Consider the following 14,108-nt stretch of genomic DNA (forward strand, 5'->3'; position numbering starts at 1 on the left):
GCCATTATTGATAGTGGCTAGCAGTCGATTGATGCTAAAGCGCCTTTTATATTGTTGATGCAGGCACTCTTACCCAACCTTCCATTAATATTCGAGCACTACGACTCATTGTTGCTTTCTCAACAATCCATTGACCCTGTTGTTGAGTCGCTTTTGCTCCTACCTTTAAAGTTCCCGAAGGGTGTCCAAAAGTGATTGATTGATGCTCGCCTCCTCCTGCCGCAATATTCACTAATGTGCCAGGTATCGCAGCTGCGGTACCAATTGCTACGGCAGCTGTCCCCATCATCGCATGGTGTAATTTACCCATTGATAACGCTCGTACATTGAGGTCAATCTGCGCCTTGCTGATCTGTTTGCCACTTGAAGCAACATAATCATGAGCAGGGCTGACAAATGCTATTTTTGGCGTATGTTGACGTGAAGCCGCTTCATCTAAGTGCTTAATTAAGCCCATTTTCATAGCCGCATGGGCACGAATCGTTTCAAATTTTTGTAATGCATCAGCATCAGAATTAATGGCATCTTGTCCTTCAGTACCGAGATAACCCAAAGCTTTGGCCTCTAAAAATACCGTAGCGATACCTGCGTTAATCATGGTCGCCTCAAAAGTACCAATATCAGGAACATGTAATTGATCCACCAAATTATTGGTTGGAAACATGGCATTATCAGCATCTGAGGGATCGACAAATTCCACTACAATTTCCGCGGCAGGGAAGGTCACGCCATCTAATTCAAAATCACCAATTTCTTGTACTTGGCCATTACAAATAGGGATATGCGCAATAATAGTTTTACTGATATTAACTTGCCATATTCGTACCACTGCAAAACCATTGTAAGGAATATTAGCCGGTTCAATCAGGCCCGCATGGATAGCAAATGCACCCACGGCAGCAGACAAATTGCCGCAATTACCACTCCAGTCGATAAAGGCTTTATCAATTGCAACTTGACCAAATAGGTAATCAACATCGTGATCGGCTTTATCACTTTCAGAAACAATGACCGTTTTACTGGTACTAGATGTTGCTCCACCTAAGCCATCTGTTTGTTTGCCGTAGGGATCTGGGCTACCGATAACACGCAACAACAATGCATCGCGTGCTTGTCCTGCTTGCTGTGCAACTTCAGGAAGGTCATGCAGGTTAAAAAATAATCCTTTACTGGTGCCCCCACGCATATAAGTCGCTGCTATTTTGATCTGAGGTTGAAATGTTTTTGCAGCGCTTGTTAACGTATTACTCATGTTCGGCTCCTTGCTGCGATGATTGCAGAAAATCTTCGGCAAAACGTTGTAAAATGCCTCCCGCATCGTAAATAGACACTTCTTCAGCGGTATCAAGACGACATTTTACTAGAACATTTACAACGTCACCGTTAACTCGGTTAATCACTAAAGTAAGTTGCGCGCCTGGGCTACGGTCGCCAATCACATCAAAGGTTTCAGTACCATCAATGGCATAGGTATGGCGATTTTCATTATTAATAAACTCTACTGGAAGCACACCCATACCCACTAAGTTGGTACGATGAATACGCTCAAATCCTTCAGCAACAATTACTTCAACACCAGCTAGACGAACCCCTTTGGCTGCCCAGTCGCGAGAAGAACCTTGTCCATAATCTGCACCGGCGACAATGATCAAAGGTTGTTTACGTTGCATATAGGTTTCAATCGCTTCCCACATGCGTTTTACTTCACCCTCAGGCTCAACACGTGCCAGTGAACCCTGTGTTACTTCACCATTATTAGTGACCATTTCGTTAAATAATTTAGGATTCGCAAAGGTGGCACGTTGCGCTGTTAAATGGTCACCTCGATGAGTTGCATAGGAATTAAAATCTACTTCAGGTAATCCCATTTTATCGAGGTAAGCACCCGCTGCACTATCTAACATAATGGCATTAGAAGGCGATAAGTGATCCGTGGTGATATTGTCTCCAAGCACAGCTAATGGGCGCATGCCTTTTAAAGCGCGCTCACCTGCTAATGCACCTTCCCAATATGGAGGGCGGCGAATATAGGTACTTTGAGGTCGCCAATCATAAAGTGGGTCAATAGCGGCAACGTCATTACCGTAATCAACTTTAATATCAAACATCGGCTCATAGACGGCTCTAAATTGCTCCGGTTTAACACTTTCTTTAATCACTTGATCAATTTCAGCATCACTTGGCCAAATATCTTTTAAAGTGATGTTATTACCTTGAGCGTCAACACCTAGCGCATCTTTTTCTATATCAAAACGTATCGTGCCTGCAATCGCATAAGCCACTACAAGGGGAGGGGAAGCGATAAATGCTTGTTTAGCATAGGGATGAATACGTCCATCAAAGTTACGATTACCGGAAAGCACCGCGGTGCTGTACAGGTCTCGATCAATAATTTCTTGCTGTATTTTAGGATCTAACGCGCCACTCATACCATTACAAGTAGTACAAGCAAACCCAACAATGCCAAAACCAAGCTGCTCTAATTCAGTTAATAAATTTGCTTCTTCAAGGTACAACTGCACCGCTTTTGAACCCGGTGCTAAAGAGGTTTTAACCCAAGGTTTGCGGGTTAATCCTAACTTATTGGCATTTCTTGCTAACAACGCTGCCGCAATCACATTGCGTGGGTTAGAGGTATTAGTACAACTGGTAATGGCCGCGATAATACAAGCACCATCGGGCATCTTAGTACTTCCATCCTCATGTTTATCCATTACACCTGCAATACCTTTGCTAACAAGGTCTGCAGTGGCAACGCGACGATGCGGGTTAGAAGGTCCTGCGATATTGCGTCCAACGGCAGATAAATCAAAGTTCAGTACACGTTCATACTGCGCTTCTTTTAATGCATCAGCCCAAAGGCCTGTTTGTTTTGCGTAGTTTTCAACGAGTTTTATCTGTTTTTCTTCTCGACCTGTTAAACGTAAGTAATCGATAGTTTTCTGATCGATATAAAACATGCCAGCAGAAGCCCCAAATTCAGGGGTCATGTTGGAAATAGTTGCTCGATCACCTAACGTTAAATCAGCAGCACCTTCACCATAAAACTCTAAATAACAAGATACTACTTTTTGTTGGCGAAGAAACTCAGTGATCGCTAAAACAATGTCCGTAGCTGTAATGCCTTCTTGGCGTTTACCAAATAAATTAACGCCTACAATATTAGGTAGGCGCATATAAGAAGGGCGACCTAACATAACGCTTTCTGCTTCTAAGCCTCCCACACCCACTGCAATGACACCCAGTGCATCAACATGTGGTGTATGACTGTCTGTTCCTACAAGCGTGTCGGGGAAAGCAACACCGTCTCGGCTTTGAATAACCGGCGACATTTTTTCTAAATTAATTTGATGCATAATGCCGTTGCCGGGTTGGATCACATCAATATTTTCAAAGGCTTTTTTGGTCCAATTGATAAAATGAAAGCGATCTTCATTTCGTCTATCTTCTATCGCTCGGTTTTTTTCAAAGGCATCTTTTTCGAAGCCCGCGTGTTCAACTGCTAATGAATGATCCACAATCAGTTGAGTCGGTACTACTGGATTAACCTTAGCGGGATCGCCACCTTTTGCTGCAATCGCATCGCGTAAACCGGCCAGATCAACCAAGGCTGTTTGACCTAAAATATCATGGCAAACAACACGCGCTGGGTACCAAGGAAAATCTAAATCTTGTTTACGTTCTATTAGCTGTAATAGCGAATCATGCAAATCCTTAGGATCACAACGGCGAACTAAATTTTCAGCGAATACCCGTGAGGTATAAGGTAATTTTTGATAAGCGCCAGGTTTAATCTCATCCACAGCTTGTTGCGTATCAAAATAGTCTATATTGCTGCCTGCTAGCGGTTTGCGATATTGAGTATTGTTCATCACATTTATCCTTGCATTACGGTTGCTTTTTCACGTGTTTCAATAGGAGTGACGACGCGTGGTTCACTGCCCGTATAATCTGCACTTGGGCGGATAATACGGTTATTTGAACGTTGCTCCATAATATGAGCCGCCCATCCTGTTAAACGTGAACAAACAAAAATAGGTGTAAATAATTTGGTAGGAATGCCGAGATAGTTATAAGTTGAAGCATGGAAAAAATCGGCATTACAAAATAGCTTTTTGGTATCCCACATAAACTCTTCACAGGCGACGGAAATATCATATAAGCTACTGTCGCCATTTTCTTGAGCGAGTTTTTCAGACCATTTTTTAATAATGATGTTGCGTGGATCTGAGGTTCTGTATACGGCATGGCCAAAGCCCATAATTTTCTCTTTGCGAGCTAACATTTCTGCCATTTTTACTTTAGCGTCCTGTGGCGAACTGAATTTTTCAATCATATCCATTGCCGCTTCATTTGCTCCACCATGAAGGGGGCCACGTAAGGTACCGATAGCACCTGTCACACATGAAAATAGATCTGATAACGTTGATGCACAAACACGAGCTGCAAAGGTAGATGCATTAAATTCGTGCTCAGCATATAAAATGAGGGAAACATCCATCACGCGCTGATGTTGCTTAGAGGCAGTTTCACCATTAAGCAATTTTAGAAAATGTCCACCCAGGCTGTCTTGATCAGTGACACAATCTATTTCAATCCCTTGATGTGAGAATTTATACCAGTAACACATGATCGCAGGGAAAGCCGCCAATAAACGGTTAGCGGCATGTGTCTGTTGAGAAAAATCCTGTTCAGGCTCTAGGTTACCTAAAAATGAACAACCGGTTCTCATTACATCCATCGGGTGTGTATCGGCTGGTATCAGCTTTAATACTGTTTTTAATGCATCTGGCAAGTCACGCATTGCAAATAATGTTTTTTTATACTCATCGAGTTGCGCTTGGGTTGGTAGTTCGCCATTAAATAATAAATATGCGACCTCTTCAAAGGTAGTATTCTCAGCAAGATCAGCCACATCATAACCGCAATAAGTTAAACCACTTCCAGACTGTCCGACTGTACATAACTTTGTCTCGCCAGCGCTTTGACCACGTAATCCTGCACCGCCAATATTTTTATCACTCATCATATTTTCCTTAATAGTTGGTATTACTTACTTATTGCGTCTATATAAACTCGCCGTATTTGTTCTTTGCTACTTATTAATTGCTACTTTTCACTAGAAAAGAGGGCATCTAACTTTTGTTCGTAATCGTGATAACCTAAATAATCATAAAGCTCCATGCGTGTTTGCATGGTATCGATCACTGCTTTTTGGTCACCGTCTGCTAATAGTGTTTTATAGACTAATTCAGCGGCTTTATTCATCGCTCTAAAAGCTGACAGTGGGTACAACACCATTGCGCAACCCCATTCACCTAACTGCTGTTTATTCCATAATTCAGTTTCACCAAATTCAGTAATATTGGCGAGAATAGGCACATCTAATGCGGCTGCAAATGCACGGTAATGTTCTTCAGTTTTTATCGCTTCAGCAAAAATGCCATCGGCGCCTGCAGCAACATAAGCCTGTGCTCGTGTAATGGCTGCTTCTAACCCTTCTTGAGCGAACGCATCGGTACGCGCCATGATGAAGAAATCTTTATCAGTACGAGCATCAACGGCTGATTTAATTCGGTCAACCATCTCTTGCGTTGAAACAATCTCTTTATTAGGACGATGTCCGCAACGTTTTTGAGCTACTTGGTCTTCAATATGAACCGCTGCTGCACCTGCTTTTTCCATATCACGAATAGTTTTTGCAATATTAAATGCGCCGCCCCAGCCTGTATCAATATCCACTAATAGAGGCAAACTAGAGGCTGACGTAATGCGCTGCACATCTGCAATCACATCATTTAAAGAGGTCATGCCTAAATCAGGCAAGCCGTAAGAGGCATTAGCGACACCGCCACCTGAAAGATAAATCGCTTGATGACCAAGTTGCTCTGCCATCATTGCGCAATATGGATTAATGGTGCCCACTACTTGCAGTGGTTTATTATTGCTAATGGCTTGTCTAAATTTTTTACCTGGACTCATGGTGTTACTCCTCTAACAATTCGTTTTCAATTAATAGTCGACTGTTTTTAATATGTCTGCGCATTAACATTTCCGCTAATTCCGGATCGCGTGCTTTGATTGCGTTCAAAATAGCAAAATGTTCGTATAAGGCTTTTTCAGGGCGTGCGTGCGAACGAGGCGATTGATAACGATACATTCTCACTAGGTGATATAACTGGTCGCATAATAATGCAATCAATTGGTGATTCTTACTGGCTTGAATAATCAAGTAGTGAAAATCAAAATCGCCTTGTTGATAAAAATATGAAGCACCATCAACCTGTTCTATATGTGATTGATGGCGATTTAATAAATCCTCTAATACTGTTATTTCAGCATCGGTAATATATTTACAAGCAAGATTCGCCGCCATTCCCTCTAGTGCTTCACGTACTGCATAAATTTCTACTAGTTTGTCTAAGCTCAGTGTGACAACGCGAGCACCTACATGAGGAACGCGTTCCACTAAATTTAATGATTCAACGCGCATCATTGCTTCACGTAAAGGGCCTCGGCTCACGTCAAAGACACGCGCTAACTCTGGTTCAGATATTTTACTTCCCGGCGGATATTCTCCATTGACGATCGCTTCTATCAAGCGAGCCGTTAAATTATCTGATTTTATTGGGTCTTTGTTTTCTATCATAACTCTTCTTATTGTTAACACTATTTGTGTTTTATGCGTAAATAGTAACCCTTTAAATATGATTATCAACAATATTGTCAACAATTTCGGTTTTTTAGCGAATTTTATTTTAAAAGAATCTAGTTGATCACAAAACGGGTAATAGTCTTTTTTATATAAAACATTAATCATTGGTAACATAACTAAAAGATGCTGTATCAATGATAAATTTGACGAAGGGAAGAAAGAAACGACAACATGGAGTGAACAGTTGGGGAATATTATTAATAAGATGGGTTGGTAGAGTGAGTGTTAATTTTCGCGCTGACTTTGCATCTTGAGGTATCACGGGTATATTAGCCGCTTATTATATAGGCGCCTAAATCATGTCAACTGCAAATAGACTAAATCAATCACTACCTGTAACGTCTGCACTACTAAAATCGCACCAACTGTTGGACTTATTAGATCAACTCGCTCTCCTGTTAAAGCATCGAGGATACTGGCAAGATGAAGCGCCTAGCGAACAACAATTAGCCAGTGTTCAACCTTTTGCAATTGATACTTTGACGTTTCCACAATGGCTGCAGTTTATTTTTTTAGTGCGTTTTAAACAGATGCTAAAACAGCCATCAACATTACCATCGACACTCTGTATTGCGCCGATGGCGGCTCAGGTGTTGCCTAACGACGTAGCCATTTTTAAATTATTGTCGACAATCGATTTATTAGTAAGTGAATAATATGACGCAACAAAAAACAACTGCAGGCATTGAAGGCCCAGACAACCCTGATCAACCTGACACCCTTGATCAATCAGACAATTTTGACCATCTAGACAACTTAGATAATATAGAGGGCATGTTAGCCACGGTTGCTGAGCAACAGGATATTAGTGTGCAAAGCAGTACACCTGAGTTAGAAATTTTATATCAAGATGATTATGTCGTTGCGATCAACAAACCTTCTGGTTTGCTAGTACATCGTAGTTGGTTGGATACCCACGCCACCGAGTTTGCTGTGCAAAAGCTGCGTGACCAAATCGGTCAACACGTTTATCCAGTACATCGTTTAGACAGACCGACTTCAGGTGTATTGTTATTTGTATTAGACAAAGACAGTGCAAGGCATTTAATGCAGCAGTTTATCGATCAAACTACCGAGAAAAATTATCTTGCCGTGGTTCGAGGTCATCTCGACCAAGGGATTTTAGATTACCCCCTCAAATATCAGTACGATAAAATAGCAGATAAAAAAGCCGATATGACCAAACCTCCGCAGGAGGCAGTGACTGAATACCGCTGTTTAGCTAAAACTGAAATCCCAATTGCTGTTGGCCCTTATCCCGCTTCTCGTTATGCACTGATGGAGCTAATACCTAAAACCGGACGTAAACATCAATTACGCCGACACATGAAGCATTTGCGTCACCCTATTGTTGGTGATACCTCGCACGGAGATGGTAAACACAATACTATGTTCAGAGAGAACTTTGCTATTCATCGTTTATTATTACATGCTGCATACTTGAGTTTTACTCACCCTAAAACAGAGCAAAAAATTGAGGTACACGCACCAATAACCGGTGACTTTTTACGCGTGTTGTCTGATATTAATTTACCTTATAAGTTTAGAGAATAACTATGTTTACAACCTTGAATAAAGTACTACTCGGCCTAGTGTTGATTATGATAGTTGCTTATTTTTTGCAAAATCGCGCTAATACTCCGGAAGCCTGTGCCAATATTGATGGATTATGGGATGCACAAGAAGCTGTTTGTAAAACACCAACACAACAGGTGATATTCCAATCTTTATCTAAACCTCATCCGGTTGCTATTGTTTACCCTGACAGCGAACGCTTAGTTAGCTTGAATAAAGTTGAACAAATAGAGGATTACGTTTATTTTCGCGGTCATTATGAAACTTTAGTAAAAGCGGCTAGCGACGGTAATGAGGCCGTTTATGATCGTGGATCTGTTTACCTCAATATCAGCAAAGTAACATTGTTAGATAAGCACACCAAAGATCTCACTTATTTTGCTGCGCCTTTTATTATCAATACTGCTGGGAATAGTGTGTTTGTTTATGTTGGACTTTTTTCTTATGATTTTACTAGCCAGCAAGCCAAACACCTAAGTTCTGTGTTATTGGGGAACCGCATTAAAGAAGAAAAAATTACATTAAAAGAAAGTAGTGTGGTGAAAAATAATGTATTTGTACAAGAAGGCTCAATCCAGGTTAACTTTAAAAGTCTAGGCCCAGATCAAACGGCAGCACAGTACCCAACACAACAAAATGAAATAACATTACAGCTGGTGGCATTAGATCCGAAGGATGATAAGAATGCGACCTTTAGACGTATTACCGCGATCCATGAAAGCTGGGACCTTGACCATGACGGTGTTAATGATTGTGAAAAACAAGGTAATTGCGATCATACTGTTGATTATTCTAAAGCTAAAGCCGAGCTTTAAAGTACAGCCAGAGACCTAAAGTGCAGCCAGACTCTATAATTAAAACACAGCCTCAGTACACTAGAGATAGTTTAATATGTTAGCGATTATTGCCGATTTGTATTCGCCTCTATTAGCGCTATTTTGTGTGTATTATTTAAGAACAAAGATGAGTAAAAGTTTAGCATTATCTTTAATCATTGCTTACTTGGCTGTTTATGGTTTCGCTTTCATAGAGTTTCATTTTGGATGGTGGTTAGCAATGGGGGCTAACTTTAGTTCCCATACCGCCGCGGTAATGGTGATAGCCTGTGCGCTATTAAGCTTTAGTTATAGTGTCGGGTTTTATGCATTGCTTAGTGTCCTCATTTATGGCTGGTTGATGACCGTCTTACACTACCATTCATGGTTTGATATTCTCTCAACTATGATCGTTTGTTTGCCTTGCTGGGGGGGCTTTATCATTGCTAAGCGAGCAAGTGCTAAAACTCGCTAACGTAAAAGTATAGGGAATATATGCTGTATCAAATTTATTTTTATGTACCTGAAAATGCACTCGATGCCGTGAAAAAAGCGATGTTTGATGCGGGAGCGGGTGACCTTGGCGAGTATCAACAATGTGCTTGGCAAATCTTAGGGAAAGGACAATTTAAGCCATCAGAAAATGCGACTCCGCATATTGGACAGCCAGATGAGTTAAGCAAATTAAATGAATACAGAGTTGAAATGGTGTGTAAAGAAAATCGACTTAAAGCCGCATTGAGCGCATTAATCAAGGCTCATCCTTATCAAGAAGTCGCCTATGGTGCGCTACCTATTGTTACCTTAGATAGCTTTAATAAAGGTTCCTAATAAATAACCTTAATCAATAACGTAAATAACTTACTGTGCCGCCTGCAAGGTGTGCTCTTTTTTGTCATGTACAAAATGCCCTAAACGCCAGCATAACCAAAATACAACTGCGTATAATAACCCCGCACCAATTACTACTTGCGTCCATCCACCATGTTGCCAGCAGTAAATCAGATAGAAACCGCCCAAGCTGCCGGAAACATAATAATGAACTAGGTATAACGCAGTCGCTGTGGCTTTAGATCTTTTTGCCTGTTGGCTAACCCAGCCGTAAGCTAAAGAGTGGGTGAAGAAAGCCCCAAAACTTAATAAATTTAAGCCAATAAAAATGACCACTAAGGAATCATGGCTAGCGACTAGCATGCCTAATAACCCCATTATTGCACCAGCTAACATACCTGTAATAGGGCTAAATCGTTGACACCATATTCCCACTAGGCGAGAGCTGACCGTTCCCGATAAGTAACATAAGAAAATCATCGCCGCGATACTAACAGGCATCGCATAAGGTTCACTGACTAAGCGAAACCCTGTCACCGTATATAAATTAATAAAAATGGCAAAATTGACTCCCCCAATTAACATCGCAAAATAGATTTTTTTATTCTTTAAATGCTCAATAATAATATGGTGGTATTGAGATAAAGGACTGCTTTGTATTGTATTTTGCTGATTAGGTTGAGGTAACACCCAAGCAACCACTACCGCACCAATTAAGCTTAGCAGCGCCATACAAGCCACCGCTGTTTGCCAATCGAAATAGTCCGTAAGCATGCCACCAAATAAACGCCCTGAAATTCCACCTAAAGAGTTGGCACTGATATACGCACCAATACCGTGACTAAAAGCTTTTGCTGAAAACTCCTCAGCCATATAAGCAACAGCGACAGCGGTGAACCCAGCCAGCGCCATGCCCATTAAAGCGCGGCTAATGATCAGCAATAATAAACTGTCAGTCAGTAATGAAGTTAAACCAATGGCGGGTAATAAAAACAAACTAATTAGCAGCACTTTGCGGCGGCCTATTCGTTCAGAGGCAAAGGCCCAAGGTAATAACATTAATGCTAGGGTCAAGGTGCCCGCAGCTAATAACCAGTTGATGTGGGTAGCAGATACAGCAAAGTGATCCGCTAAAACGGGTAACATAGGTTGAAATAAATAGAGATTACAAAATACTAAAAATGAACCAAAAGCGAGTGCGGCACTAACTTTATAATAGGCTTTACTGCGAAACTCAATCATCAACGTGATCACCAATAGGAAACAAGAGCAAAACAGTAGCAAGTTACTGGGAATAGTGAAAATATATAATAATTATCACTTCAATAGTTTTTGGTTATAGTATGGATACAAGACTTCTCACCTATTTTGCTGCAGTAGCAAAGTATCAAAATATCACCCATGCGGCTAAGGCGCTTCATATCGCACAACCTGCTTTGAGTGTTGCAATTAAAAAATTAGAAGCACAACTAGAGCTGGATCTGTTTCGTCGTAATGAACGAAAAATTACGCTTACTCATGAAGGTGAAATATTGCTGGGTCATGCAAAACAGATCATTCAACAATTAGATGATGCAACGCTTGCCATGAAAGAATTAAGAGGGCTAGAGAAGGGGGAAGTACGGTTAGGTGTGCCCAGTATCATGGGCTCCTATTATTTTCCCGATGTACTAATGGCATTTAAAAGCCGCTATCCTAAATTAAAACTGGTGATGATTGAAGCTGGTGCGCAGTCGATACAAAAAATGTTACTCGATGGCGATATTGACCTAGGGATTATCCAAGCGCGTAACTTGCCGGAAGCATTGGATTCAGAACATCTGATCCGTTCACAAATGGTAGCTGTGGTGCATACTGAACATGAGTTTGCCGATAAAAAGTCACTTTCCTTTGCAGAATTCTTTTCTCAAGAGTTAATCATGTTTAAGCAGGGGTACTTTCACCGTGAAATATTAGATGATATTTGCCGACAACAAAAATTAACGGCTAACTTCTCCTTTGAGACTAATTTACTGGCGGTTATGCTGAAGATTGTAAAACGTGATTTTGCCATTTCAGCCTTACTTGAACTCGCGACTGAAAAAGAGCCCGATATTATTTCCATTCCTTTTGAAGAGCCTATCTTCCTTGATATTTCCATCGCATGGAGGAAGAAAGGCTACTTATCTATAGCTGATCGAACCTTCTTAGAGTTTGTTAAACAAAATCACTAAAGGGGTCTGTGTGATAGATAACTGATTACTTAATTTGCGATGGGGCAGTCACCTTTTTACCACTTAACTGCTTTTCTATATAATCTTGAATAGGTGCATCTAAACAAGATTTACTCAAATATTGTTGTCCACCTTGCTCTAAATTCAGCATAAAGCCTACATCTGTTTCACAAAAACTATTAATAGACTGCCAAGATAATTGGTTGTTGATGTAAACACTTTTATTTTCAATACCTTGTTCATCGAAAATAAGGGTGATTTTGTTACCTGCGTTTTTACTCATCATTTGTCGCATTAACCACCATGAACGACGGTATTTAAAGCTAAAATATTCTAATACCGCAATCCCAAAGAAAAACCATGCTAGTAAACCTTGCACTTCAGTTGCAAACAAAAAAAACAAACCCGCTAAAATTAAACCTGCCATAAACACTAAACGCGGCTTTTGTGGTCCTTTTAATAGCATCGATTGGTCAAAGCATTCGCCATAATGTGCTCGGTCTAATATAAAGTGCGTTTCAAACTGCATGCTTAACCTATCTTGTCTAAAAATATAAATAACGATTATACCTTCTTCTCTCCACCGTGAGCTAATTTATCGAGACTATCTTATGATAATTTTGTCGCTGTTTATCTTCATTTGAAGTGGTAACATATAATCATATTCTTCAATGCTTTATTAATAATGGGATGGATTGGTAAAATGAAAAAAGAAACGCAGATAGTAACTTTAGGCCGTGATAAAAAATGGGCAAATGGCGTGATTAATCCACCGGTAGTGCGTGCGTCTACCATGACATTTGAAACCATGGAAGAGATGCGTTTTGCTGCAAAAAATAAAGCAAACGGTTCATTGTTTTACGGTCGCCGTGGTGGACCAACACATTTTGCATTTCAAGCTGCCATTTCAGAATTAGAAGGTGGCGTAGGTACCGCTTTATACCCATCGGGCTCTGCAGCAATTAGTAATTCACTTATGTCTTTCTTAAAATCTGGCGACCATCTATTAATGGTTGATAGTGCTTATGAACCAACGCGGGCATTGTGTGACACTTTACTCGCTGGCTTTGGTATAGAAACCACCTACTATGACCCAATGATTGGTGCTGGCATTAAAGACCTTATTCAAGACAATACCAAAGTATTATTTTTAGAATCTCCAGGTTCAATCACCATGGAAATCCAAGACGTACCGACATTGAGTAAAATCGCCCACGAGCACGGTGTGGTAGTGATGTTAGATAATACCTGGGCTTCACCAATTAACTCTCGTCCATTTGATATGGGCGTTGATATTTCTATTCAAGCGGCGACCAAATACATAGTAGGGCACTCCGATGTGATGATGGGAACTGCGACCTCGAATGAAGCACATTGGGAGCAGTTACGTGAAAACAGTTATTTGATGGGGCAATGTACATCACCGGATGATGTGTACCTTGCCAGTCGTGGTCTTCGCACATTAGGTGTGAGAATGGCGCAGCATGAAAAGAATGCATTACAAGTTGCCAACTGGTTAGCTACACGTCCAGAAGTGGATCATATTCGCCATCCTGCCTTTGAATCTTGTCCTGGGCATGAGTTCTTTAAACGTGATTTTAGCGCGTCAAATGGATTATTTTCCTTTGTGTTAAAAGAAGGTAATAGTCATGCTTTAACGGCTTTAGTCGAGAATATGCATCATTTTAAAATGGGCTTTTCATGGGGTGGATTTGAAAGCTTAATTTTAAGTGTATCGGGTATCGATAAGATTAGAACTGTGACCAAATGGGATAGCAGTAAACCTTTGATCCGTGTACATATTGGTTTAGAGAGTCCTGATGATTTAATTGCCGATTTAGAAGCAGGTTTTGATCGTTTTAATGCTGTGCTAAATAAATAGTAAGTAACTAGCTAGCTTAAATTCGCATAATCAGTTTATGCTTATTGAATGAATCGAAAGAAGGGGCCATTTAGGCT

Annotated in this window: 14 protein-coding genes; 7 read left to right on the forward strand and 7 right to left on the reverse strand. The window is 40.7% G+C overall.

From position 1 onward, the window contains the following. Window positions 1–46 precede the first annotated feature (46 nt). The 5 genes from prpF to MT390_RS15830 all read right to left on the reverse strand — a co-directional run bounded on the left by prpF (window position 47) and on the right by MT390_RS15830 (window position 6,649). Window positions 47–1,252 carry a 2-methylaconitate cis-trans isomerase PrpF gene (gene prpF, locus MT390_RS15810; RefSeq protein WP_499442075.1) on the reverse strand — a complete coding sequence of 402 codons (1,206 nt, stop codon included), beginning with the start codon at window positions 1,250–1,252 and terminating at the stop codon, window positions 47–49. Further along, window positions 1,245–3,872, reverse strand: a complete 2,628-nt coding sequence (gene acnD / locus MT390_RS15815; protein WP_499442076.1) for a Fe/S-dependent 2-methylisocitrate dehydratase AcnD — start codon at window positions 3,870–3,872, stop codon at window positions 1,245–1,247. The genes prpF and acnD overlap by 8 nt, the downstream gene beginning before the upstream one ends. Before the next feature lie 5 nt (window positions 3,873–3,877). After that, a complete protein-coding gene (prpC, locus tag MT390_RS15820; RefSeq protein ID WP_499442078.1) occupies window positions 3,878–5,029 on the reverse strand; it encodes a bifunctional 2-methylcitrate synthase/citrate synthase in 1,152 nt (383 codons plus the stop codon). Between the two features lie 80 nt (window positions 5,030–5,109). Then, on the reverse strand, window positions 5,110–5,982 hold the full coding sequence (gene prpB / locus MT390_RS15825) for a methylisocitrate lyase (RefSeq protein ID WP_166372157.1): 873 nt from the start codon (window positions 5,980–5,982) through the stop codon (window positions 5,110–5,112). Between the two features lie 4 nt (window positions 5,983–5,986). Next, entirely contained in the window at window positions 5,987–6,649 is a 663-nt protein-coding gene (locus MT390_RS15830) for a GntR family transcriptional regulator (RefSeq protein WP_166372158.1), read from the reverse strand. Between the two features lie 365 nt (window positions 6,650–7,014). Between MT390_RS15830 and MT390_RS15835 the strand changes: the two genes are divergently transcribed. The 5 genes from MT390_RS15835 (at window position 7,015) to MT390_RS15855 (ending at window position 9,936) form a co-directional block, all read left to right on the forward strand. Next, on the forward strand, window positions 7,015–7,371 hold the full coding sequence (locus MT390_RS15835; RefSeq protein WP_499442079.1) for a YqcC family protein: 357 nt from the start codon (window positions 7,015–7,017) through the stop codon (window positions 7,369–7,371). Between the two features lie 118 nt (window positions 7,372–7,489). Beyond that, a complete protein-coding gene (gene truC, locus MT390_RS15840; RefSeq protein WP_499442112.1) occupies window positions 7,490–8,269 on the forward strand; it encodes a tRNA pseudouridine(65) synthase TruC in 780 nt (259 codons plus the stop codon). 2 nt (window positions 8,270–8,271) lie between these two features. Next, the gene (locus MT390_RS15845) at window positions 8,272–9,105 is read left to right on the forward strand and encodes a hypothetical protein (RefSeq protein WP_499442080.1); all 834 of its coding nucleotides are present in this window, start codon (window positions 8,272–8,274) and stop codon (window positions 9,103–9,105) included. Window positions 9,106–9,253: 148 nt separating this feature from the next. After that, window positions 9,254–9,580 (forward strand): hypothetical protein, encoded by a 327-nt coding sequence (locus tag MT390_RS15850; RefSeq protein ID WP_499442082.1) that lies wholly within the window; start codon window positions 9,254–9,256, stop codon window positions 9,578–9,580. 20 nt (window positions 9,581–9,600) lie between these two features. Then, complete coding sequence (locus MT390_RS15855) at window positions 9,601–9,936, forward strand: NGG1p interacting factor NIF3 (RefSeq protein ID WP_499442083.1); 336 nt, start codon at window positions 9,601–9,603, stop codon at window positions 9,934–9,936. A 30-nt stretch (window positions 9,937–9,966) separates the two neighbouring features. Here the strand turns inward: MT390_RS15855 and MT390_RS15860 are convergent, their stop codons facing one another. Continuing rightward, window positions 9,967–11,178 (reverse strand): MFS transporter, encoded by a 1,212-nt coding sequence (locus MT390_RS15860; protein ID WP_499442084.1) that lies wholly within the window; start codon window positions 11,176–11,178, stop codon window positions 9,967–9,969. Between the two features lie 101 nt (window positions 11,179–11,279). On the opposite strand from MT390_RS15860, the gene MT390_RS15865 reads away from it, so the two are divergent. After that, window positions 11,280–12,149, forward strand: coding sequence for a LysR family transcriptional regulator (locus MT390_RS15865; RefSeq protein ID WP_166372163.1), 870 nt, complete (start codon window positions 11,280–11,282; stop codon window positions 12,147–12,149). Between the two features lie 25 nt (window positions 12,150–12,174). On the opposite strand, the gene MT390_RS15870 is transcribed toward MT390_RS15865, so the two are convergent. Further along, window positions 12,175–12,678, reverse strand: a complete 504-nt coding sequence (locus MT390_RS15870) for a YcxB family protein (RefSeq protein WP_499442085.1) — start codon at window positions 12,676–12,678, stop codon at window positions 12,175–12,177. Between the two features lie 174 nt (window positions 12,679–12,852). Between MT390_RS15870 and MT390_RS15875 the strand changes: the two genes are divergently transcribed. Further along, entirely contained in the window at window positions 12,853–14,031 is a 1,179-nt protein-coding gene (locus MT390_RS15875) for a cystathionine beta-lyase (protein ID WP_499442086.1), read from the forward strand. Window positions 14,032–14,108 lie beyond the last annotated feature (77 nt).

The organism is Vibrio sp. 2-Bac 85, from assembly GCF_037546705.1.
In the GTDB taxonomy this organism is placed as follows: Bacteria; Pseudomonadota; Gammaproteobacteria; order Enterobacterales; family Psychromonadaceae; genus Psychromonas.